Origin of the sequence: Amycolatopsis pretoriensis (assembly GCF_900107925.1) — a bacterium.
Lineage (GTDB): Bacteria > Actinomycetota > Actinomycetes > Mycobacteriales > Pseudonocardiaceae > Amycolatopsis > Amycolatopsis pretoriensis.
The window spans coordinates 165,722-186,865 of record NZ_FNUJ01000005.1 but is presented as its reverse complement, the minus strand read 5'-3'; the positions used below and the strand labels follow the sequence as shown (position 1 = coordinate 186,865).

Below are 21,144 nucleotides of genomic sequence, written 5' to 3'. Positions count from 1 at the left end.
GCCGCCGATCCGGCAATTTCGCAGAAGCCATCAGCTTGCGACCGGATTGATCTCCCCTTTATCGTTGCAGTGAAAGGGGCGAAGAAACACTATGACTGCCGCGATGGTGGCGTTGATCAGCGCGTTCGGCCTGGTCCTCGCCGTGGAACTGCCGGACAAGACGCTGGTCGCGACCCTGGTGCTGACCACCCGTTTCCGCGGTGGCCCGGTATTCGCCGGGGTGTGCGCCGCGTTCGCCGTGCAATGCGTGATCGCGGTCGCGTTCGGCAGCGTGCTGACGCTGTTGCCGGACGTCGTCCTTTCGCTCGTCGTCGCCGCGATGTTCGGCCTCGGCTCTTTCATGCTCCTTCGCGAGGGATTCAGCGAAGCGGACGAAGCTGGCGAAGACGCTTCGCGCGTCGGCCCGGCTCCGCTGTCCTTCATGCGCTCCGCGATGACGTCGTTCGGCGTGCTCTTCGCCGCCGAGTGGGGCGACGCCTCCCAGCTCGCGACGGCGAGCCTCGCCGCGCGGATTGGCAACCCCGTCGCCGTCGGTGTCGGCGCCTTCGCCGCGCTGATCGTCGTCGCCGGGCTCGCGGTCTTCATCGGCGCGAAGATCCGCAGCCGGATCAAGCCGAAGCTGATCCAGCGCTGCGCCGGGTTCGTGTTCGCCGGTTTCGCGGCGTTCGCCCTGCTCCAGCTCGCCTTCTGACCGCTGCCTCACAGGTTCGCCGGGTAACCTTTCGGAAACGAAAGGATGGAAGCCAGGTGAACAAGCCCCTGCCCGCGGTCTCGCCGCTGCACGGCCGGATCGCGCTCGGCGGCATCGGCCTCGCCGTGGCCATCTCCATCGACCTGCACCTGCGGCTCTCCGCCCAGGTCAGCCCGATCTGGCAGACGCTGTCGGAGTACGTCTACGGCAAGCTCGGCTCGTCGTCGGCCGCTCCCCTGTTCAGCGTGATGTGCCTGGCGCTCTCGCTCGGCTCGGTCGCGCTGCTGGCGGGGATCGCGAAGGCGCACCGGCCGGGCACGACCGTCGTCTGCGTGCTGCTCGGCGTGTGGTCGGCCGGCCTGCTCGTCTGCGGGCTCGTCCCGGTGGACCCCGACGGCCAGGCGCGATCGCTGTCCGGGCAGGTGCACAACCTCGCCGCGCTCACGGCGTTCGTCGCCCTGCCCGCGGCCGCGTTCGTGCTGACGAAGAGGGGCCGCGAGCGTTGCCCCTGGGAGCCGCGGCGGACGACGATCCGGCGGCTGGCCGCGGCCAGCTTCGCCAGCGTCGGCGTGGTGCTCGGCGGGTTCGTCCTGACGCTCGTGCTCGGCCCGGCGAACCAGGAGGTCACGCTGGGCCTGTTCGAGCGGCTGCTGTTCACGATCGACGTCACGCTGCTGCTGACGATGGTCCGGCCCCTGCGTTAGACCTTCAGGATGTCCGCCAGCCGGACGGCGGCCGCGACGACCTGGGGACCCACCTCGGCCGCCTTGAGCGGCTCCAGCGACACCACACCCACGCTCGCCTTGAGCCCGGGCACACCACGCACCGGCGCCGCGACGCCGGACGCGCCCGCCTCCAGCTCGCCCGTCGACGTCACCCAGCCGTCGCCACCCGGGCGCAGCGACATCGCCTTGCCGGCCGCGCCCGCCGTCAACGAGTGCCGGCTGCCGACGCGGTAGGCGACGTGGAAACTCGTCCACGACGGCTCGACGACGGCCACCGCAAGCGCTTGCGCCCCCTGCGCGACCGACAGGTGCGCGGTCGCGCCGACCTTCTCGGCCAGCTCGCGCAGCACCGGGCCGGCCGCGTCACGCAGCTGCGGCAGCACCTGCCCGGCCAGCCGGAGCAGGCCGACGCCGAGCCGGACCTTCGTGCCGTCCCGCCAGACCAGCCCGCGCTCCGACAGCGGCACCAGGAGCCGGTAGACGGCCGCGCGGCTGGCCCCGATGGCGACCGCCAGCTCGGAGATGGTCGCCGCGTCGCCCCCGGCGTCGGCCACTGCCTGCAGCAGCGCCAGCCCGCGGTCGAGCGTCAGCGACCCCTCCCGGCTGGTCACAGCAAGCCGAGTTCGCCCATGTCGGCGACCGGCTGCTCGAACGACGCCGCCGCGTAGGACGCGAAGAGCGCCCGGACGGCCTTCGCGGCCTGCTCGGACAACGCGCGGGCCTCCTCGGCCAGCGCTTCGGCGTCGGTCGACTCCAGCGCCGCCCGGACGTCACCGCCGGAGAGGCTGCGCGCCGAGGCCACGAGCAGGTTCAGGAAGCCGTGGTGCACGAACCCGGTGTCGGGGTCGGCGTGCCGGACCGCGCGGTGCAGGCTGTTCGTCGCCTTGAACGACGCCCCGGTCGACCCGCTGACGACGGCGAGGAAGTCCGCCACCTCGTCGACGCTCGGGAAGTTCTCGCCCGCCTGGCCGCCGCAGCGGATCTTCGGCCAGCTGCCGTGCTCGATCACCTTGCGGACGCCGTCCAGCCAGCCGACGCCGCGCCGCGGCTCGACGACGCGGATGACGTCCTCCGGGACGAACTCCGAGACGCGCTCCAGCCAGACCTCGTCGACGTCCGACGGCGCCGGCATCTCGACCATCCGCAGCGCCAGCAGCTCGCTGCGCGACTCGACGATCGAGATCGCCTTCGGGACGCCGCCCAGGCCGGTGTCGATGATCAGCGACAGGGGCAGCGGCTGCTTCGGCTTGATCTTGATCAGCTCGGTGATCAGCTCGGGCAGCCGGGACGCCTGGCAGAGGAAAACCCCCAGGACACCGGCGTGTTCGGACTCCCGGCTCGCGAAGTGCGCGCGCAGGGCTTCGGGCATGGCCGCATCGCCCGGAGGGAACAGCGCCGAGTCGTCGACGAGCCTCGCGAACAGGGGAGGAATTCCACGGGGGCCGGGGGGCGTGAGTTCCACAGCGCTTGACACGACTGACACGCTAGTAGCGTACGACATGAGGACAAAATCGTTCGCACAACGGACACTTTTTGGAGGGAGCGCCGATGCCTTACTACCGGCAAGTAGGCGAGATCCCGCACAAGCGGCACACGGCGTTCCGCAAGCCGGACGGCGGCCTCTACGCCGAGGAGCTGATGGGTGTCGAGGGCTTCTCCGCCGACTCCGCCCTGCTCTACCACCGGGGCCTGCCGACGGCGATCGTCGACGCCGTCGCGGTCGAGGAGGACCGCGGGTCGCTGACGCCGAACCACCCGCTCAAGCCGCGCGCGTTCCAGACCCGGGACCTCAAGTTCGCCGGCGAGGCCGACGCGGTGACCGACCGGCGCCGGCTGTTCGGCAACCACGACGTCACCATCGGGTTCGTCACCGCGACCGCGCCCAGCCCGCTCTACCGCAACGCGGCCGGCGACGAGCTGTTCTACGTCCAGGGCGGCTCCGCGACCGTCGAGACGATCTACGGCCGTCTCGAGGTCGGTGACGGCGACTACCTCGTCATCCCGACGTCGTGCACCTACCGCGTCCTCCCCCACGGCGAGGTCGGCCTCTTCATCCTGGAGGCGCGCGGGCACATCGGGCCGCCGAAGCGGTACCTGTCGGCGAAGGGGCAGTTCCTGGAGCACTCGCCGTACTGCGAGCGCGACGTCCGCGGGCCCACCGAGCCGCTGCTGGAAGACGGCGAGGACGTCGAGGTCCTCGTGCGCCACCGCGCGGGCCTGACGCGCTACACGTACGCGACGCACCCCTTCGACGTCGTCGGCTGGGACGGCTGCCTCTACCCCTGGGCGTTCAACATCGACGACTTCGAGCCGATCACCGGCCGCGTGCACCAGCCGCCGCCGGTGCACCAGACGTTCGAGGGCCCGAACTTCGTCGTCTGCTCCTTCTGCCCGCGGAAGGTCGACTACCACGAGGACTCGATCCCGGTGCCGTACAACCACGCGAACGTCGACTCCGACGAGCTGATGTTCTACGTGCGCGGCAACTACGAGGCCCGCAAGGGCTCGGGGATCGGGATCGGCTCGCTGTCGCTGCACCCGTCCGGCTTCACGCACGGCCCGCAGCCGGGCGCGGCGGAGGCGTCGATCGGCGCGGAGTTCTTCGACGAGACCGCCGTCATGGTCGACACGTTCGCGCCGCTGGAGCTCGGCGAGGCCGCCGACGCGTCCGAGGACCCCGGCTACGCGTGGACGTGGTCGCGCCGCGGCCCTAAGCGATAGTCAAAATACCGTCCCCTTCTCGTTCCGCTGCCCGATAATGGTGTTTCCGGGTGGCGGAACGGGGAGGATTCGATGATCAATTCCCAACCAGCGCGGCGCAAGAGAAAAATCCTCCCGTTCGTGGCCGCGATCGTGGTCGCCGCCGGGTTGATCATCGGGATCCGGGCCTGGACCAGCGGCTCGAGCGACGACGCGGACGCACCGAAATGCACGGGCTCGGACGCCATCGCGCTGAACGTGGCGTCTTCCCCGGAAAAGGTCGGAATAGTCCAAGAGGCCGCGAAGGTCTACTCCGGACGGACCGTCGCCGGGCATTGCGTCGACGTAATGGTGAAGTCGAAATCGTCCGGCATCGCGATGCAGGCGCTGGCGAACGGCTGGAACGAGGCCACCGACGGGCCGCGCCCGGACGTCTGGACGCCGGCCGCGAGTGGCTGGGTCAACCTGCTGCGCGTCAACGCGAAGGGCGACACGGGGTCGATCGTGCCGGACGGCGACCCGCAGTCGATCGCGAACTCGCCGCTGACCGTCGCGATGCCGAAGCCGATGGCCGAGGCGTTGGGCTGGCCGGCCAAGCCGATCGGCTGGAAGGACCTCGCCACGCTCGCGACCGACCCGGCGGGCTGGGCGAAGTACGGCCACCCGGAGTGGGGGAAGTTCCGGCTGGGCAAGACGAACCCGAACATCTCCACCGCGGGCCTGAACGCGACCATCGGCGCGTACTACGCGGCCACCGGCACGTCGTCCGACCTCACCGCCGCCGCGCTCGAAAAGCCCGAGGCCAGGCAGTTCGTTTCGAACATCGAGCAGGCGATCGTGCACTACGGCGACAACACGCTGACCTTCCTGACCAACCTGCAGAAGGCCGACGACCGCGGCGCGGCGCTGTCCTACATCTCGGCCGTCACCGTCGAGGAGAACTCCCTGATCGGCTACAACCAGGGCAACCCGACGACCGATCCGGCGAAGGCGGGCCAGCACGCGCCCCCGAAGGTGCCGCTCGTGGGGATTTACCCGGCGGACGGCACGCTCAACTCCGACCACCCGTTCGTCACGCTGAACTGGGCCGACCCGACGCGCAAGCAGATCGCCGCCGACTTCCTCGGCTACCTGCGCGGCCCGGACACGCAGGAGCGGTTCGCCGCGCTGGGCTTCCGCTCGTTCGAGGGCAAGCCGGGTCCGCAGGCGACGACCCAGAACGGCGTCCAGCCGGACGCGAAGATCAACTTCATCCGGCCGCCGTCGCCGACCGTGCTGTCGAAGCTGCTGGCGTCGTGGACCGAGCTGCGCAAGAAGGCGAACGTGCTGCTGGTCGTGGACGTCTCGGGCTCGATGGGCGACGAGGTCAAGGGCACCGGCAAGAGCAAGATCGACCTGGCCAAGCAGGCTGCGATCGACGCGCTCGGCCAGTTCGTGCCGCGTGACCAGGTCGGGCTCTGGCAGTTCTCCACCCACCTCGACGGCGACAAGGACTACCAGGAGCTCGTCCCGGTGCAGGCGCTCGGCACCAGCGGCAAGGAGACGCTGGCGATGCGGCTGAGCGGGCTGACGCCGCAGGCGGGCACCGGGCTCTACGACTCGTCGCAGGCCGCGTACGAGTACCTGAAGGCGCACATCGACCCGGCGGCGATCAACGCGGTCGTGGTGCTGACCGACGGCCGCAACGAGGACTCCGGCGGCGTCGACCTCGACCACCTGCTGCCGCAGCTGCGGCCCGAGGGCAACGCGGAAACCGTCCGGCTGTTCACCATCGCCTACGGCTCGGACGCCGACCAGGGCGTGCTGAAGCAGATCGCGGAAGCGACCGAAGGATCGGAGTACGATTCGTCCAAACCGGACTCGATCAACCAGGTGTTCACTTCCGTGATCTCGAATTTCTGACATGAAGTTCGCCCGTGAGCTCGCCGAACCGTGGGGGCTGCTGCTGGCCGCCACGTCGGCCGGGGTGGCCTGGGCCGTCCAGCTGCCGGTGCTCGTCGCCGTCCTGATCGGCGTGGCGGTGCTGCTCGCCCGCGCGGGCGTGGCCTCGGTGGGCCGGGAGCCGGCACCGCAGCGGCGGGAAGCGCGGGTGCTCGACGTCGCCCCGGGCTCCGACGAGGAGAACTGGCTGCGCCGGGCCGAGGGCGCGGCGGACGGGTTCACGTCGCTGAGCTCGTCGCTCGACTCCGGTCCCCTCGCCGACCGCGTCGCGGACATGGAGCCGGTGGTCCAGGAAACCCTGGAAACGCTGCGGCGGCTGGCCGGCCGCGCGTCGGCGACCGGGAAGGCCCTTTCGCGGGTCGACCTCGACGCCGTGACGCGCGAACGACGTCGGCTGGAGCAGTCGCTTTCCTCCGCGCGCGAGGAGGTCCGGGGTGACCTCGAGCAGGCGTTGACGGCGGTCCAGGCCCAGCAGGACGTCCACGCGCGGCTGTCCGGCGCGCGCGACAAGCTGCTGGCGCAGCTGCAGTCGGGCGCTCTCGGACTGGACAGCCTCGTGGCGCGGGTCGCGGAACTGACGGCGGCGACCACGGACGTCGCCGTGGACACCGGCGCCGTGCGCGAGCTGAGCGACCAGCTGGAAGGCATCCGGCAGGGCGTGCTGGAGACCGAGCAGGCGACGCGGAAGCCGCTGGGTTAGACGGCCACGGCCGTCCGGTCGCGACGCGGCAGCAGCAACGGCGTCACCAGCACCAGGACGCCGGCGGCGCCGATCGCGACGCGCGGACCGGTGAAGCTCGCGACCACGCCCCAGAGCGCGGTCAGCGTGGCGATCGACGCCTTGGTGCTGACCGACCACGCCGAGAGCGTGCTCGCGACGCGGTCCGCCGGGAGCTGCTCGAGCCGGTAGGTCGCGAGGACGGGGTTGAACACGCTGCAGGAGACGATCAGCCCGAGTTCGACGAGCATGACGAACGCGAGCCCGCCGGCCCCGCTCGGGATGAAGGCCAGGGCGAGCAGCCAGCACGCGCGGATCGCACCCGACGTCAGCAGGACCGGGTGCCGGCCGAACCGCCGGACGAGCCGCGGGGTCAGCCGCGAGCCGGCGAGCCCGCCGAGGCACGGCACGGCGAACGCGAGGCCGTACTGCCACGGCGTGAACCCGAGCTGGTTCAGCATCAGCACGGCGAGCAGCGGCTCGGTGCCCATGATCAGGCCGTTGAAGAGGAGGACGTTGAAGTACAGCGGCCGCAGCCCGGGGTGGGTGAGGATCGTGCGCCACCCGGCGGCCAGGTCGCGCGCTCGCAGGCGAGTGGTCTGCCGCGGGTGCGATTCGGCTCCCCCGATCGCCCGGAGGCCGAGTGCGGAGAGCAGGAAGCTGACGGCGTTGGCGGCGACGGAGGTCACCGGGCCGAAGAGCGCGAACGCGGCCCCGCCGAGCGGCGGGCCGAGCGCGGTGGCCGTCCAGTTCGTCGATTCGAAGCGGCCGTTGGCGAGCAGGAGGTCTTCGGGTGGCACAAGCCCTTTGAGGAAGGCGCCGCTCGCCGAGGTGAAGGTGATGTCGGCCGCGGCGACGACGACCGAGACGGCGAGCAGCTGAGCGAAGGTGAGCTCGCTCAAGGCGTAGAGGGTGGGCACGCTGATCAGAGCGGCGAACCGCACGAGGTCCATGGCGACCATGACCGGCCGCTTCCGCCGCCGGTCGACCCACGGCCCGAGCGGAACGGCCACGAGCGCCCCGACGGCGGGCCCGACGGCGGCGAGCGCGGAGACGGCGGCGGGGCCGGAGTGGAGCACGAGGATGGCCAGCATCGGGAAGGCCCCGAAGCCGAGCCAGGTGCCGAACGCGCTCACCGCGTACGCCGACCAGAGCCACCGGAATCGCGGCCCCAGCGACCGCCCGCGCATCACGGAGGAGATCAAAGCGGGGGAGGCGGCGCAGAGCAAACAACCGGCACGGCGGCGAGCCACAACACCGCGTTGTCGCCGCAAGACGACAGCGCCGCGAACCACCGCCACGCCCGGCACACAACTCAACCGGCAGCTAGCGACACCGCGTTGCCGCGTGCTCCCCGCCCGGCACACAACCGGCGCGGCGGCGAGCCACACCGCGTTGCAGCCGTAAGCCGACAGCGCCGCGAACCACCGCCACGCCCGGCACACAACCCACCCGGCGGCGAGCCACAACACCGCGTTGTGAATCTAAAGTCGACCGCTGTGGACCTCGATGCCGTGCGCACCTTCGTCGCCGCCGCGGATGCCGGGCGGTTCCAGGATGCCGCCGCCGAGCTCGCGGTCACCCAGCAAGCCGTCTCGAAGCGCATCGCCGCGTTGGAGAAGTCGCTCGGCGCGCGGCTGTTCACCCGCACCGCCCGGGGCGCCGTGCTCACCGGCGACGGGCGCGCCTTCCTCCCGCACGCCCGCGAACTCCTCCGCGCCGAGCTGCGAGCGCTCGCGTCGGTGCGCGGCGGGCCGCTGCGGGTCGACGTCATCGGCCGGCGCTTGCGTCCCGCCTCGCTGCTGCGCCAATTCCACGAGGCCCACCCGGACATCGAGCTGGAAGTCGTCACCCTCTTCGACACGACCGCGGTCCGGGACGGCTCGGTCGACGCCTCCTTCCGCGCGGTCGTCGCGCTGCCCGAAGACCTCGCCGCGCAGTGGGTGTTCGACGAGCCCATCGAGCTGCTGTGCGGCCCCGCGCACCCGCTGGCCAGGTCTTCGGTGACCCCGGCCGAGCTGGCCGGGCACCGGCTCTGGCTGCCCGGCGTGGTGCCCGGGACCGAGTGGGGCGCCTACTACGCCGAGTTCGCGGCCGCGTTCGGCCTGTCGATCGACGCCGCCGGACCGAACTTCGGCACCGAGGTCGTGCTGGACACGATCGCGGAGTCGACGGAGGTGGCGACGCTGATCGGGGCGGGGAGCCGCGTGTTGTGGCCGCCCGGGCACGACCTGCGGCGCGTGCCGATCGAGGACCCGACGCCGGTGTACCCGCACTCGCTGGTCTGGCGCCGGGACAACGCGCACCTCGGGCTGGCCGCGCTTCGGCGTCACTTCGCGGACAACGAGCGCGCCACCGACGCTTGGCGGCCGAGCTGGGCTCAGCCCAGCCAGACCGTGCCGAGCACGGGGTAGCCCGGCACGCCCGTCTTCGCCGCGCCCGGCTTCGGGACGCCCGCGATCCACAGCCGGCCGGTCGCCGCGATGTTCGCCGCCATCGACGGGTCCGCCTTCGGGAGGCGGAAGCCGACCACCGTTCCGTCGGCCAGCATCGTCAGGCCGCTCAGCCGGGCCGCGCCGCCGCGGCGGCTCATCCGGACCGGGCCGTCCAGGACCGCGCGCAGCTCGGTCCAGTGCTCGGCCGGGAGCGGACGGCCGTGGGCGAACGACCGCGCCACAGCCGCCACCGCACTCAGCAGCGCGCCCGCCGCGAACGGCCAGGCGGCCCACCCGACGGCCGGGAAGTCGAGCCGGACCCACAGCGCGAACCCGGCCAGGACCAGCAGGAACGCCGCCGTCGCACGCAGCTCTCGGGCGATCTGACGGCGGTGCGCGCTCAGCACGGGATCCAGCCGCGGCGAACCGGACCAGGGCGGCGCGGCGATCGCCACGGCACCCGCCGGCGGCGTGTCGTGGATCCGCGCCCGGCGGACGCGCACCACGCCGGAGAAGCCGACGAACACCTTCGGCCCCCGGCCCAGCAGCCACACCCGGCGGTGCCCGGCGACCAGCAACCGGTACGCCTCGTCGAGCCGGACGCGCAGCCACCGGCCGTCCGGCAGGCGCACCCCGACCGTCCGCCCGGCCGCGACCAGCCCGTCGGCGGCGATGTCCACCTGCCGGAACGCTTCCCGCTTCAGCCGCGTTTCCGGCACCCTGGCGTACGCGTGGCAGAACCACCACACCTCGATCGACCCGGCCAGCGCGAGCGTGCCGAGCGGCAGGGCGACCCCCGCGCCGGTGACGAACTGGGCGACCCCGAAGGCCAGGAACAACCAGGTCAGCAGCCGCCGGTCGCCGGCGCTGCGGCCGATTCGGTCGAGGTACTCGCCGAAGATCGGCAGCGCGCCGGACGGCATGGCGGGGTCGAGTTCGAACGCGGGGACGCGTTCGGGTACCGGGACGATCTGCACGGCTGGGCCCCCACCGTTTCGGCGTTGTCACCGGCCTTTTCGAAATTCCGCACATCGGCGTTACCGGATGGGCCGTTCAGCGGAGCACCGCGTGACCCGAACCGCGAACGGGCGACTATCCAGACCACAGGATTCAGGTTAGGCTCACCTAAGTAGGAGGTGAGCCGTGACCGAGGCCCCGACATCCATCCGCCGCCCGCCGGCGCCGAACCCCGCCGAGCGCGCCAAGACGATCGCGACCCGCAACGGTCCCGCGTCCTTGCTGCCCACCTGCGAACGCGCCGGCCTCGACGGCGAGCGCGTCGTCCCGGTCCTGCACCACGTGCACCACAGCGGCAGCGTCAGCGTGCTGCTGCCCGACGACCACCCGATGGTCAACGCGGCGAAGCAGACCCAGCGCGGCGAGCTGGCCGTGATGGTCGAGCTCGCCGACCAGGCGCCGGTCGCCCTGCGCGAACCGATCCGCGGGCTGCTGTGGATCACCGGCTGGCTGCGGCCGCTCTCGCCGGTGTCGGCCCGCGCGCGGGCGGTGGCGATCGCCGAGTCACGGCCGGACGAACGCCTGCTCGACGTCGGCCACGGCGTCACGCTGCTGCGGCTCACCCCGGCGTCGCTCGTGCTCGCCGACGCCGAAGGCACGCATTCGCTGCGCCCGCACACGTTCAGCGCGGCGCCGCCGGACCCGTTCCACGACTACGAGGCCCAGTGGCTGCGGCACCTGGAAAGCGACCACTCCGACGTCGTCGAGCAGCTGGCCAAGCACCTGCCGGCGGAGCTGCGGGGCGGCCGGATCCGTCCGCTCGGGCTCGACCGGTTCGGGCTGCGGCTGCGCGTCGAGTCCGACGCGGGCGACCACGACGTCCGGCTGGCGTTCTCGAAGTCCGTCGACAGCCCGCCGCAGCTCGCGATGGAGCTGCGGCGGCTCGTCGGCTGCCCGTTCCTGCGCGGGGGCGCGTCAGGCTAGCTCGGCGGGGAAACCGCCCTTGGCGAGCGGACCCCAGCTCTCGATCGTCACGCGGATGATGCTCTTGCCCTGCTTGACCATGGCTTCGCGGTATTCGTCCCAGTCCGGGTGTTCGCCGGAAATGGCGCGGAAGTAGTCCACGAGCGGCTCGACGGAATCCGGGATGTCCAGCACCTCGGCGGTGCCGTTGAGCTGGACCCACTGGTCGTTCCACTCGTCGGAGAGGATGCAGGCGGAGACCTTCGGGTTGCGCTTGATGTTCACGATCTTCGCGCGCTTCGGGTAGGTCGAGATGACGAGCCTGCCCTCGGCGTCGACTCCGCACGTGACCGGCGAGAGCTGCGGGCCGCCGTCGGCCTTCGTGGTCAGCAGGATCGCGCGATGGCGGGTGGACAGGAACTCGACCAGCGCGGCGCGGTCGACGGTTTCGTTGGTGGCGATGCTCCTCGGCATGTCCCGACGGTAGCGTGCGGGCATGACGTTCACCGCGCGATCGTGGCTGGCCCCGGCCCGCCCCGAGTTCCCCGGCGCGATCGAAGACCCGGTCGAACGCCGGGCGGTCAAGGTCGAGCTGCTGATCGTCTTCGGCATCACGCTCGGGCTGTCCGGCGTGCGCAGCCTGCTGTCCCTTGTGGACTCACTGTTGCAGCCGGTGCCGCTGGCCCAGCAGCAGGTCCAGCTCAACGTGCCGCAGGCCGCGGCGAGCCTGATCGACCTGCTGAAGCAGCTGCTCTCGGCGGCGCAGCTCGTCGGGTGGGGCGCGCTCGGGCTGTACTTCCTGTGGCGCGCGGGCATCAAGATGGCCCAGGTCGGGCTGGACCGCCGGTCGCCCGGCCGCGACACGCTGCTGACGCTCGGCCTCGCCGCGGTGATCGGGATCCCCGGGCTCGGGCTGTACTTCCTCTCCTACCACCTGGGCTTCAGCCTGGCGGTGCAACCGTCCACTTTGGGCGACACGTGGTGGCGGCCGATCACGCTGACGCTCTCGGCGTTCGGCAACGCCTTCGCCGAAGAGGTCCTGGTCATCGGGTACCTGCTGACGCGGCTGCGGCAGCTCGGCGTCCGGGAGAACACCGCCGTGTTCGGCGCCGCCGTGCTGCGCGGGTCCTACCACCTGTACCAGGGGTTCGGCGGGTTCGTCGGGAACTTCGTCATGGGCCTGATCTTCGGGCGGCTGTGGCAGAAGACGAACCGGCTGTGGCCGCTCGTCGCCGCGCACACGCTGTTCGACTTCGTTTCTTTCGTCGGATATTCGCTGCTCAAAGGTCACGTTTCCTGGTTGCCCTGACTAGGCTCGGGGGGTGATCGACGAAACGGCACCTCCCCGGGTGGACAGCGAAGTCGGACCCCTGCGCGCGGTGCTGCTGCACCGGCCCGGCAACGAGCTCAAAAGGCTGACGCCCCGCAACAACGACCAGCTCCTCTTCGACTCGATCCCGTGGGTCGACCGGGCCCAGGCCGAGCACGACGCGTTCGCCGAGGTGCTGCGCAGCCGCGGCGTCGAGGTGCTGCTGCTGGCCGACGCCCTGCGGACGGCGCTGGACGACGACCGCGCCCACGCGGCGGGCGTGCACGCGGCGGTCGACGACCGGCGCCTCGGCGGCGACCTCGCCGACTCGCTGCGGTCGCACCTCTCCGGCGTCGACGCGGGCGGGCTCGCCGAAGTGCTGATGGCCGGGATGACGTTCGAGGAGCTGCCGTCCGCAGAGGGCGCGTCGCTGGTGCGGATGATGAACCACCCGCACGACTTCGCCGTCGACCCGCTGCCGAACCTGCTGTTCACGCGCGACTCCTCGGCGTGGATCGCCGACCGCGTCGCGATCTCGTCGCTGACCATGCCGGCGCGTCGCCGCGAGACCGCGGTGCTGGACCTGATCTACGCCTACCACCCGTACTTCCGGCACGCGGCCCGCGCGTACGGCGCGCATTCGGCGCCGATCGAGGGCGGCGACGTGATGCTGCTGGCGCCGGGCGTGCTCGCCATCGGCGTCGGCGAGCGGACGACGGCGGCCGGCGCGGAGTCGCTCGCGCGGTCGGTGTTCGCCGACGGCATCGCGCACACCGTGCTGGCGGTGCCGATCGAGCAGTCCCGCGCGACCATGCACCTGGACACGGTGTGCACGATGGTCGACGCCGACGCGGTGGTGATGTACCCGCTGGCGCGCGACTCGCTGACGGCGTTCACCATCCGGCCGACCGGCGACGGCGGCGTCAAGGTCGCGGGCCCCACGCCGTTCCTGGCGGCCGCGGCCGAGGCGATGGAGATCGACCGGCTGCGCGTCATCGACACCGGCCTCGACCCGGTGACGGCCGAGCGCGAGCAGTGGGACGACGGCAACAACACCCTCGCCCTGGCGCCGGGCGTGGTCGTGGGCTACGAGCGGAACGTCGAGACCAACGAGCGTCTCGAAGCGGCCGGCATCGAGGTGCTGCCGATCGCGGGTTCGGAGCTGGGCTCCGGGCGGGGCGGGCCGCGGTGCATGTCGTGCCCGATCCGCCGTGAACCGTTGAAGTAAATGAAGTAAGCCTTCCCTAAATGGATTTGACAATTTAGGGAAGGCTTACTTAAATAAGGTTCGTCTTCTTTAGGAATGGTAACCCTAATAGGGTCGAGATCACCAGTCATGAGTGGCATTCGCGCCAATCTTGATCTATTCTGGTCTACATGGCCCTCACCAAGAAGAAAGAACCGCGCTCGAAGTTCTTCGAACTGCTGCAGGCGCAGATCCACAACGAGTTCAACGCGTCCCAGCAGTACATCGCGCTCGCGGTGTGGTTCGACGCCGAGGACCTGCCGCAGCTGGCGAAGCACTTCTATAAGCAGTCCGTCGAAGAGCGCAACCACGCGATGGCGCTCGTGCAGTACATGTTGGACCGCGACCACCACGTCGAGATCCCCGGCACGGGCGAAGTGCGCAACGAGTTCTCCGGCGTCACCGAGGTCATCGAGCTCGCGCTCGAGCAGGAGAAGGACGTCGCGACGGACATCTCCGCGATGGCCAAGGCCGCGCGCGCCGAAGAGGACTACATCAGCGAGCAGTTCACGCAGTGGTTCCTCAAGGAGCAGGTCGAAGAGATCTCGCAGATGAACACGCTGCTGAACGTCGTCAAGCGCGCGAACGGCAACCTGTTCGAGGTGGAAAACCACCTCTACCGCGAGTCGGTCGGCGACGGCGGCCGCGACTCCGGGATGCCGCCGGTGGCCGGCGGGGCCCTGTAAGCACTGGTGACTGTAGTACTTCTAAAAGCCGGAAACCCGGGCTCTCCCCCTGTGGATAGCCCGGGTTTCCGCATGCGGCCGGCGTGTCAGCCGGCGCAGTCCTGGTTGACCGCCGCGAGGCTGGTCTGCACGACCCCGGAGCCCTCGAGCCGGAAGTGGAAGTCGGCGCCGGTGGTGACCGCGGCCACGACCCCACCGGTTTCGTCTTTGGCCCCGGGGTAGGCCGCGAGCACCTGGTCCTTGGTCGACCCGGCGCCGATGCCCTCGGCGGTGTGCGCCGCCTGCGTGGGGGTGACGACCGCGAGCCCGAGCGCCTTCGAGACCACCACGGTCGCGGCCGCGGGCACGCCGCCGCCCTGCGCCGTGTAGACGGTGCAGCTGCCGCCGGCCTGCGCGTCGCTGAGCGTGACACCTTGCGCGGCGATCTGGGTCTCGGACATGCCGAGCTTGATGGTGCCGAAGCCGTCCGCGTCGAGCAGCGGCCCGCTGAGCACGGGCGGCAGCTTCGACGACGGCTGGGCCGACGGCGGCCGCGAGGCCTTCGACGTCGGCGAGGCGGGCGGGACCGAGACCTGGATGTCCTGGGTGCTGGTCGGGCCCGGGACCGAGGGGTCGGGCTGCCGGCCGGCCGTGAGGTTCTCGGGCGGTTTGACGCTGATGGAGGAGCCGTCGGCGGACATCACCGCGGTGCCGTCCTCGCCGTGGAGGTGCAGCATGGTGAGCCCGCCCGAGACGGCGACGACGGCGGCGGCGACCCCGGTCACGGCCAAGACGCCCTGGCGGCGCCGCCGACGGCGACGCGCACCGGCGACGATGGTCGTGCCGGCGTCCGGGGGTGGCGGCAAGTCCAGCCGCTCGTCGGCGAACAGCGCGCGCAGGCGCTGCTCCAGCTCGTCCTCGGAGATGTTCAACCCGCGTCACTCCCTTCGCCTTGGATGTCGGCCGCGGTGAGTTTCATCCGCAGCGACGAGATCGCCTTGCTGGCCTGGCTCTTGACGGTCCCCTGCGTGACCCCGAGGGCGCCGGCGATCTCCGCTTCGGACAGGCCTTCGTAGTAACGCAGGACCATGACGGCCCGTTGTCTCGGCGGCAGCGTTCGTAACGCGCGCCACAGCGGCTCGTGCTCGAACGGGTCGTCCGGCACGTGCGGGCTGGTGTCCGGCAGATCGGCGACGAGGTTCTCCCGCCGGGTCCGCCGCCACCGGCTGACGTGCGCGTTCGCCATCGACCGGCGCACGTACGCGAGCGGGTCACCGGTCTTTTCGTGCACGTAGGTCCAGCGCGAACCCATTTTTTCGAGCACGGTCTGGACCAGGTCCGCGGCGTCGTGCGGGTTGCCGGTGAGGGCGTGGCCGTACCGCAGCAGCCCCGGCAGGGTGGCCTGCACGAAGTCGCCGAAGTCGGTGAACTCGCCCGGCAACGTCGCGGCCCTCCCTCGGCCTGCGCTGGTCACCCAGGTATCTCCCCCGGTGAAGACGGGTGCCGCAGCGGTCACCGTATCGCCTCCCATCGGGGTTGAGCCGCTTTCCTCCCCAACACGCATCACAGCCCCCTCAGGTTGCCCGCGTTCCCGCCCGATTTCGAAGACGTCCGGACGGGTGATGAGTTGCCCACCTCAGCGGCGGGCGAGAGCGTCGGGCAGCCGGAAGCCACCATCCGCGGTTTCGGTGAAATCGTGCACCCCGACGACGGCGGAGTGCGGGATCGGCCCGTAGACGTGCGGGAACCAAACACCGGCGGGATGCGGCGGTTCGCCGTCTTCCCACCGGACGGGCACGTCGAGCCGGTCGGGATCGATCTCGAGCAGCACCAGATCGGTACGGCCCCGGTAGAGCGCGTCGGCGGGCAGGTGCGCGGTCCCGAAGTCGGAGCAGTGCACGAACCCGACATCCCCCAGTGACGGCGGCCGGTATTCGCCGCCTTCGCCCACTTCGGCCCAGTCGGCCGCCCCGCAGATGTGGAGTATCACGCGGAGAATCGTCCCACCGCGGCGTTCCGGTGGCGGTGTCTCGTGCGCCACATAACGCCTGGTTGAACGCTCATTGAGCTGGTTTTCCGGTCACTGGGACGAGGTTGCGGTTCGGTGCTTTCCGACGAAAGTTTCGAGGCTGCGGGCTTTGGGCGGAGCCGACGGGGCGGCTGCCGGGGTCGGTTGCGGCTTGGTGGGCATGCGCCGCGCGGTGGCTGGCGCTGAGCGCGGCCGGGTTGGCCGCCGCAGGCAGGGCTGCTCGTGGTGGCCGCCTGCCGCAGGGGCGCCGTAGCTGAGCGCGGTCGGCTCGGTCGCCGTGGGCGGGGCCGGGTCGACCGGCGCGGGCAGGTGCCGGTCGCCGGCGGCTCGTGGTGGCCGTGCGGCGGGTGGCTGGGGCGGTCGAGGCCGCCGTCGGGCTTGGGGCTCGGCGGCGGTCCTCTTCTGCTTATGTCAGCGGAGGGTGAGCTGGCGGCCGATCAGGCCGTCGCGGGCTCGGCGCTCTGCTGCGTTCAACGGCTCCGTGTCGAGGGACTTCAGCGACGTCTCGAGGCGGGTTCCCAGGGCTTCCTTTGCCTCTGCCCACTCGCGGGCGTGGGCCTCGGGGTCGAGGTCCCACACCGGGACCAGGAGGCCGTGCGCGCGGAAGGAGCCCGCGTAGCGCGAGCCCTCGCCGAGGCCGAGCTCGCCCGCCGCGGATAGGCGGGCCAGGGCCTGGAGCAGCAGGTTCTCGGGCTCCGGGCGGACCCAGCGCAGGTGCGCTTTCTCGCCGGCGAGGACCCAGTAGGCGCCGTGGCCGAGACGCTCGGTCGGCATGATCGCCGCGTTCGCGCGCTCGAGGGAGACCGCGACGTCGCCGGTGGCGTCCGCGTCCTCCGGGAGCCACCAGGCGAAGTCCTTGTGCAGCGTGACGTCGAGCTCGGCGCCCGGGGTCAGCAGGTCCTGGAGGCGGGCGTGCTCGTCGGCGGCCGGCGGGGTCGTCGTGTCCGGCACGCCGAGGACGTCGCCCTCCTTGGCGTCCAGGAGCCACTTCAGCGAGCGGCCGAGGTCGCGGCTGATGTCCGACGAGCGCGTCTGCACCTGGAGGCCGAGGTAGCGCTCACCGTCGGAGCGGACGAACGCGGCCGCGGCCATCGGCAGGACCGTGCCGAGGGTGACGTCGCCGCCGTCGGCGAGGGTCAGCTTGGCCGTCGCGGACGGCACGAACTCGCGCAGCGCGATCAGCTCGGGCTCCGCCGCCAGCCCCTCGAACGGCTGGCCGACGAAGACGTCGCGCACCTTCGGCTTGCGGTCCGACGCCTGCTTGGGACCCTTCTTGCGCGCGCCCTTGCCCACTGCTGCCTCCTCTGGCTCGGCTTGGAACGCTATCGAAGGGTTAGTCTCGCGACGTGTTCGACCCCCGCGATCCCGCGTTCCTGGAAGACCCGTACCCGGCGTTCGCCGCACTGCGCGAGCAGGGCGACGTCCATTTTCACGACGAGCTCGGCCTGGCCGTGGCGGTGTCGCACGCCGGGGCGTCGGCCGTGCTGCGCCACCGCGGCCTGGGCCGGATCTGGCAGGACGCGCAGCCGCTCGAGCGGTTCGCGTCGTTCAACCTGCTCCACCGCAACTCCCTGCTGGAGAACGAGCCGCCGGCGCACACGCGGCTGCGGCGGCTGATCGCGGGCGCGTTCGGCCGCGGCCACGTTCAGCGGTTGCGTCCGATGGTCGCGACACTCGCCACCCGGATGGTGGACGACCTGGCAGCCGCCATCGCCGCCGACGGCAGCGCGGACCTCCTGGAGCACCTCGCCCAGCCGCTGCCGGTCGCGGTGATCGCCGAACTGCTGGGCGTGCCCGGTACGGACGGGCCGCGGATGGTCGAGCTGTCGAACTCGATCGTGAAGATGTACGAGTACGGCCTGCCCGAGGAGGGGCGCGATGCCGCCGAGCGGGCGGCTGAAGAGTTCGTCGCTTACGTCCGGTCGGTGGCCGCCTCGCGTGCTTCGTCGCCGGGCGACGACATCATCAGCGACCTGCTGCGCAGCGAGCTGACCCCCGACGAGCTGGTCGCGACCGCGGTGCTGCTGCTGATGGCGGGTCACGAAGCGACGGTCAACGTGCTCGGCAACGGCATCACGGCGCTGCTCACGCACCGGGACCAGTGGGAACGGCTCGTGGCGGATCCTTCCTTGCTCGATTCGTGCGTCGAGGAGCTGATCCGGTTCGACGCCCCGCTGCAGCTGTTCGAACGGACGGCGACCGAGGACGTGTCGATTTGCGGGTTCGAGGTTTCGCGGGGGCAGAAGATCGGTGCGCTGCTGGGGGCCGCGGCTCGGGATCCGAAGGTGTTCGACGAGCCGGATCGGCTTGACATCGGGCGGACGCCGAACGCGCATTTGGGGTTCGGGCTCGGGATTCACTACTGCGTGGGGGCTCCTCTCGCTCGGGTGGAGATCGCCGCGGCTTTGAGTGCGTTGGCGGAGAAGGTGCCGGGGCTGCGGTTGGCCGGCACTCCGCCGCGGCGGCCGGAGTTCGTGATTCGCGGGTTGCGGGAGCTTCGAGTCACGGCGTGACTCCGGTGAACAGGTCCGTCTCCTCGGTGGTTGGCGCCGTCGGGTGAGCCAGGTGGTAGTCCTCGTAGGGCCACGCTTCTCGCTCTATCTCGCGTGAGTGGGCGAAGAACGGGTGCGCTGGGTCGACCTGGGTTTGGTGGGCCAGGAGGGCTCGGTCGCGGGTAGCGAAGTACTGCTCGCAGCGGATTCGGGTTGTCACCTTGAGCTTGTCCTCTGCCGGGAGTTCGGAAAGGACCTCGGCCATCGCGGACTCCAGGCCCGCCGCCAGGGTTGCGTCGTGGAGGGCTTGGAACCAGGCTCGGCTCAGAGTTGCTTGGTAGTACAGCTTTTGCGGCTGCCAGGGATCGCCCGTGCCCGGGTAGCGGGCCGGGTCGGCGGCGGCCTTGAACGCTTCCAGCGTCACCTCGTGGGTGCGGATGTGGTCCGGGTGGGGGTAGCCGCCCGTTTCGTCGTACGTGATCACCACCTGGGGGCGGAACTCGCGGATCAACGCCACCAACGGTTCCGCTGCCTCCGACAGCGGAAGGGCGGCGAAGCTGCCCTCCGGCAACGGTGAACCGTCTGCGGGCAGGCCCGAGTCCGTCATACCCAGGAAGTGCTGGCGGACGCCCAGGATCTCGGCGGCCGCCGCCATCTCGCGACGGCGGAGTGCCGGGAGGCCGGCTCGGTTCTCCGGGGTGTCCAGCGCCGGGTTGAGGATGTCGCCGCGTTCGCCGCCGGTGCACGTCGCCACCAGGACGTCGACCCCTTCGGCCGCGTAGTGGGCCAGCGTGGCCGCGCCCTTGCTGGACTCGTCGTCCGGGTGGGCGTGGACGCTCAAGAGGCGGAAGGTCATCGGAGGCTCCTCGTGGGAAAGAACGCGGCCGGGATCAGGGTGAGTACCGACAGTGCCGACGACCACGTGAACGTCGTCGCGAACGCCGTGGTGGGCGGCGAAGCCGCGCGGTGGAGGATCGCCGCCAGCAACGCCGTTCCCAGCGAGCCGCCCACGCGGTTGATCACGTTGAACGCGCTCGCCGCCCGGGGGATGCGGGACCGCTCCAGCGAGCCGTACAGCGTGGTCATGCCGGGTGCCGTCGCCGCGCCCAGGCCGGCGCCGCGGACCAGGAGCGACAACGTCAAAAGCACTCCGCTCGGCGCGGAATCGAGCTGGGTGAACGCGATCGTGCCCAGCAGGGACAAGCCGATGCCCGCCAGCATCATCCGGCGAGGTCCGAAGCGGGCCAGGAGACGGCCGCCCGCCAGGAGGACCGCCGCCGAGCCGATGGCCTGGGGTGCCAGCAGCAGTCCCGCCTCCCACGGGCTCGCGTGCGCCACCTGCTCGTAGTACAGCGGCAGCAGCAACATCGAGCTGTACAGCGACGCGCCCAGCAGGAGCGTACTGGCCGAAGCGACCCGGAAACCCTTGTCCCGGAACAGCTTCAGGTCGAGCACCGGCGCCGGCGCCCGGGACGCGTGGACGCCGTACGCCAGCAGCAGGACCGCACCCGCCACCCAAGCGACAACCACGTTCGAGGCCAGGCCGTAGACGAACGCCGCGAGACCGGGCGACAGCAGCAAGATCCCGCGGACGTCCAACGGTGAACGCGCATCGGACGGCGAAAAGGCCGGGAGCACCGAGCGCGCCACCGCGAACGTCGCCACGCCCAGCGGGACGATCCCGAAGAACATCCAGCGCCACCCGAAGTCCGCCACCAGGGCGCCGCCCAGCAACGGGCCGAGGGCCGGGGCCACCGTCGCCGGCAGTGTGATCACGCCGATCATCCGCCCGAGCGCCGGGCCCGCCGCCTGGGCGAACACCGCCTGGCCGACCGGCTGCATCAGCCCGCCGCCCAAGCCGTGCAGCACCCGGAACGCGATCAGCGCCGGTGCCGACCACGCGAACCCGCACAGCAGCGTGCCCGCCGTGAAGATCGCCACCGCCGTCAACCACACCGCGCGGCCGCCGAAGCGGTCGGTGAGCCAGCCCGACAACGGGATCGCCGCCGACGCCGCGAGCAGGTACGCGCTGGCCACCCACTGCACCGTCGTGACCGGGCTGCCCAGGTCACGCGCGATTGAGTCGATCCCGACGGTCACGATCGTCGCGTCGAGGATCGACAGCACCGCGCCCATGATCAGGACGCCGCCGAGCCGCCACAGCGCCGCGTCGGGTCGAGCCGCGGTCAGAGTCACACCCACCCCCCAGAAGATTAGGTCGAACCTCAGATTAGGTCCGACCCACTTACTGGGTCAAGCACAATATTGGGTCC

General features: G+C 71.2%; 22 protein-coding genes. 11 read left to right on the top strand and 11 right to left on the bottom strand.

The window, feature by feature from the left end:
• Positions 1-103: 103 nt before the first annotated feature.
• Both BLV96_RS22570 and BLV96_RS22565 read left to right on the top strand, forming a co-directional pair.
• A complete protein-coding gene (locus tag BLV96_RS22570) occupies positions 104-691 on the top strand; it encodes a TMEM165/GDT1 family protein (protein WP_086678638.1) in 588 nt (195 codons plus the stop codon).
• Between the two features lie 56 nt (positions 692-747).
• A complete protein-coding gene (locus tag BLV96_RS22565) occupies positions 748-1,395 on the top strand; it encodes a DUF998 domain-containing protein (protein ID WP_086678622.1) in 648 nt (215 codons plus the stop codon).
• On the opposite strand, the gene BLV96_RS22560 is transcribed toward BLV96_RS22565, so the two are convergent.
• Together BLV96_RS22560 and BLV96_RS22555 are read right to left on the bottom strand one after the other, a co-directional pair.
• A complete protein-coding gene (locus BLV96_RS22560) occupies positions 1,392-2,027 on the bottom strand; it encodes an IclR family transcriptional regulator (protein WP_086678621.1) in 636 nt (211 codons plus the stop codon). The two genes, BLV96_RS22565 and BLV96_RS22560, sit on opposite strands and share 4 nt — an antisense overlap.
• The gene (locus BLV96_RS22555) at positions 2,024-2,878 is read right to left on the bottom strand and encodes a hypothetical protein (RefSeq protein WP_279627550.1); all 855 of its coding nucleotides are present in this window, start codon (positions 2,876-2,878) and stop codon (positions 2,024-2,026) included. Before BLV96_RS22555 ends, BLV96_RS22560 begins: the two co-directional genes overlap by 4 nt.
• Before the next feature lie 86 nt (positions 2,879-2,964).
• Between BLV96_RS22555 and BLV96_RS22550 the strand changes: the two genes are divergently transcribed.
• From BLV96_RS22550 to BLV96_RS22540, 3 genes are all read left to right on the top strand, one after another.
• Positions 2,965-4,137: a homogentisate 1,2-dioxygenase gene (locus BLV96_RS22550; protein WP_086678619.1), complete on the top strand. Its 1,173-nt coding sequence runs from the start codon at positions 2,965-2,967 to the stop codon at positions 4,135-4,137.
• Between the two features lie 72 nt (positions 4,138-4,209).
• A complete protein-coding gene (locus tag BLV96_RS22545) occupies positions 4,210-6,018 on the top strand; it encodes a substrate-binding and vWA domain-containing protein (protein WP_086678618.1) in 1,809 nt (602 codons plus the stop codon).
• 1 nt (position 6,019) lies between these two features.
• Positions 6,020-6,757, top strand: a complete 738-nt coding sequence (locus BLV96_RS22540; protein WP_086678617.1) for a hypothetical protein — start codon at positions 6,020-6,022, stop codon at positions 6,755-6,757.
• On the opposite strand, the gene BLV96_RS22535 is transcribed toward BLV96_RS22540, so the two are convergent.
• A complete protein-coding gene (locus BLV96_RS22535) occupies positions 6,754-7,968 on the bottom strand; it encodes an MFS transporter (protein ID WP_086678637.1) in 1,215 nt (404 codons plus the stop codon). The two genes, BLV96_RS22540 and BLV96_RS22535, sit on opposite strands and share 4 nt — an antisense overlap.
• A gap of 306 nt (positions 7,969-8,274) precedes the next feature.
• Here BLV96_RS22535 and BLV96_RS22530 point away from each other — a divergent pair, with 306 nt between their 5' ends.
• Positions 8,275-9,189, top strand: coding sequence for a LysR family transcriptional regulator (locus BLV96_RS22530; RefSeq protein WP_086678616.1), 915 nt, complete (start codon positions 8,275-8,277; stop codon positions 9,187-9,189).
• Here BLV96_RS22530 and BLV96_RS22525 read toward each other — a convergent pair.
• Positions 9,156-10,187, bottom strand: a complete 1,032-nt coding sequence (locus BLV96_RS22525; protein WP_086678615.1) for a hypothetical protein — start codon at positions 10,185-10,187, stop codon at positions 9,156-9,158. The two genes, BLV96_RS22530 and BLV96_RS22525, sit on opposite strands and share 34 nt — an antisense overlap.
• 166 nt (positions 10,188-10,353) lie before the next feature.
• Between BLV96_RS22525 and BLV96_RS22520 the strand changes: the two genes are divergently transcribed.
• Positions 10,354-11,151, top strand: coding sequence for a DUF2470 domain-containing protein (locus BLV96_RS22520; RefSeq protein ID WP_086678614.1), 798 nt, complete (start codon positions 10,354-10,356; stop codon positions 11,149-11,151).
• Here the strand turns inward: BLV96_RS22520 and BLV96_RS22515 are convergent.
• Positions 11,143-11,604, bottom strand: a complete 462-nt coding sequence (locus tag BLV96_RS22515; RefSeq protein WP_086678636.1) for a PPOX class F420-dependent oxidoreductase — start codon at positions 11,602-11,604, stop codon at positions 11,143-11,145. The genes BLV96_RS22520 and BLV96_RS22515 overlap by 9 nt on opposite strands.
• Positions 11,605-11,626: 22 nt before the next feature.
• On the opposite strand from BLV96_RS22515, the gene BLV96_RS22510 reads away from it, so the two are divergent.
• The 3 genes from BLV96_RS22510 (at position 11,627) to BLV96_RS22500 (ending at position 14,371) form a co-directional block, all read left to right on the top strand.
• The gene (locus BLV96_RS22510; RefSeq protein WP_086678613.1) at positions 11,627-12,439 is read left to right on the top strand and encodes a CPBP family intramembrane glutamic endopeptidase; all 813 of its coding nucleotides are present in this window, start codon (positions 11,627-11,629) and stop codon (positions 12,437-12,439) included.
• A 40-nt stretch (positions 12,440-12,479) separates the two neighbouring features.
• The gene (locus BLV96_RS22505; RefSeq protein WP_167379731.1) at positions 12,480-13,667 is read left to right on the top strand and encodes an arginine deiminase; all 1,188 of its coding nucleotides are present in this window, start codon (positions 12,480-12,482) and stop codon (positions 13,665-13,667) included.
• A 149-nt stretch (positions 13,668-13,816) separates the two neighbouring features.
• Entirely contained in the window at positions 13,817-14,371 is a 555-nt protein-coding gene (locus BLV96_RS22500) for a ferritin (RefSeq protein ID WP_167379697.1), read from the top strand.
• Between the two features lie 86 nt (positions 14,372-14,457).
• Here BLV96_RS22500 and BLV96_RS22495 read toward each other — a convergent pair whose 3' ends face one another.
• The 4 genes from BLV96_RS22495 to BLV96_RS22480 form a co-directional block, all read right to left on the bottom strand.
• On the bottom strand, positions 14,458-15,282 hold the full coding sequence (locus BLV96_RS22495) for a hypothetical protein (protein WP_086677831.1): 825 nt from the start codon (positions 15,280-15,282) through the stop codon (positions 14,458-14,460).
• Positions 15,279-15,791, bottom strand: coding sequence for a SigE family RNA polymerase sigma factor (locus tag BLV96_RS22490; RefSeq protein ID WP_086677830.1), 513 nt, complete (start codon positions 15,789-15,791; stop codon positions 15,279-15,281). The genes BLV96_RS22495 and BLV96_RS22490 overlap by 4 nt, the downstream gene beginning before the upstream one ends.
• 195 nt (positions 15,792-15,986) lie before the next feature.
• Positions 15,987-16,340 carry a DUF952 domain-containing protein gene (locus tag BLV96_RS22485; protein ID WP_086677829.1) on the bottom strand — a complete coding sequence of 118 codons (354 nt, stop codon included), beginning with the start codon at positions 16,338-16,340 and terminating at the stop codon, positions 15,987-15,989.
• A gap of 450 nt (positions 16,341-16,790) precedes the next feature.
• On the bottom strand, positions 16,791-17,672 hold the full coding sequence (locus BLV96_RS22480) for a DUF5926 family protein (protein ID WP_086677828.1): 882 nt from the start codon (positions 17,670-17,672) through the stop codon (positions 16,791-16,793).
• A gap of 53 nt (positions 17,673-17,725) precedes the next feature.
• Here BLV96_RS22480 and BLV96_RS22475 point away from each other — a divergent pair, with 53 nt between their 5' ends.
• Complete coding sequence (locus BLV96_RS22475) at positions 17,726-18,892, top strand: cytochrome P450 (protein WP_086677827.1); 1,167 nt, start codon at positions 17,726-17,728, stop codon at positions 18,890-18,892.
• Here BLV96_RS22475 and mca read toward each other — a convergent pair.
• Together mca and BLV96_RS22465 are read right to left on the bottom strand one after the other, a co-directional pair.
• The gene (mca, locus tag BLV96_RS22470) at positions 18,882-19,727 is read right to left on the bottom strand and encodes a mycothiol conjugate amidase Mca (RefSeq protein ID WP_086677826.1); all 846 of its coding nucleotides are present in this window, start codon (positions 19,725-19,727) and stop codon (positions 18,882-18,884) included. The genes BLV96_RS22475 and mca overlap by 11 nt on opposite strands.
• A complete protein-coding gene (locus tag BLV96_RS22465) occupies positions 19,724-21,073 on the bottom strand; it encodes a DHA2 family efflux MFS transporter permease subunit (protein WP_244180405.1) in 1,350 nt (449 codons plus the stop codon). The genes mca and BLV96_RS22465 overlap by 4 nt, the downstream gene beginning before the upstream one ends.
• Positions 21,074-21,144: the final 71 nt, after the last annotated feature.

Coding starts and splice junctions, on each gene's coding strand:
- BLV96_RS22540 (WP_086678617.1), top strand. CDS start 6,020: ATGAAGTTCGCCCGTGAGCTCGCCGAACCGTGGGGGCTGCTGCTGGCC.
- BLV96_RS22510 (WP_086678613.1), top strand. CDS start 11,627: ATGACGTTCACCGCGCGATCGTGGCTGGCCCCGGCCCGCCCCGAGTTC.
- BLV96_RS22500 (WP_167379697.1), top strand. CDS start 13,817: ATGGCCCTCACCAAGAAGAAAGAACCGCGCTCGAAGTTCTTCGAACTG.
- BLV96_RS22545 (WP_086678618.1), top strand. CDS start 4,210: ATGATCAATTCCCAACCAGCGCGGCGCAAGAGAAAAATCCTCCCGTTC.
- BLV96_RS22550 (WP_086678619.1), top strand. CDS start 2,965: ATGCCTTACTACCGGCAAGTAGGCGAGATCCCGCACAAGCGGCACACG.
- BLV96_RS22570 (WP_086678638.1), top strand. CDS start 104: ATGGTGGCGTTGATCAGCGCGTTCGGCCTGGTCCTCGCCGTGGAACTG.
- mca (WP_086677826.1), bottom strand. CDS start 19,727: ATGACCTTCCGCCTCTTGAGCGTCCACGCCCACCCGGACGACGAGTCC.
- BLV96_RS22515 (WP_086678636.1), bottom strand. CDS start 11,604: ATGCCGAGGAGCATCGCCACCAACGAAACCGTCGACCGCGCCGCGCTG.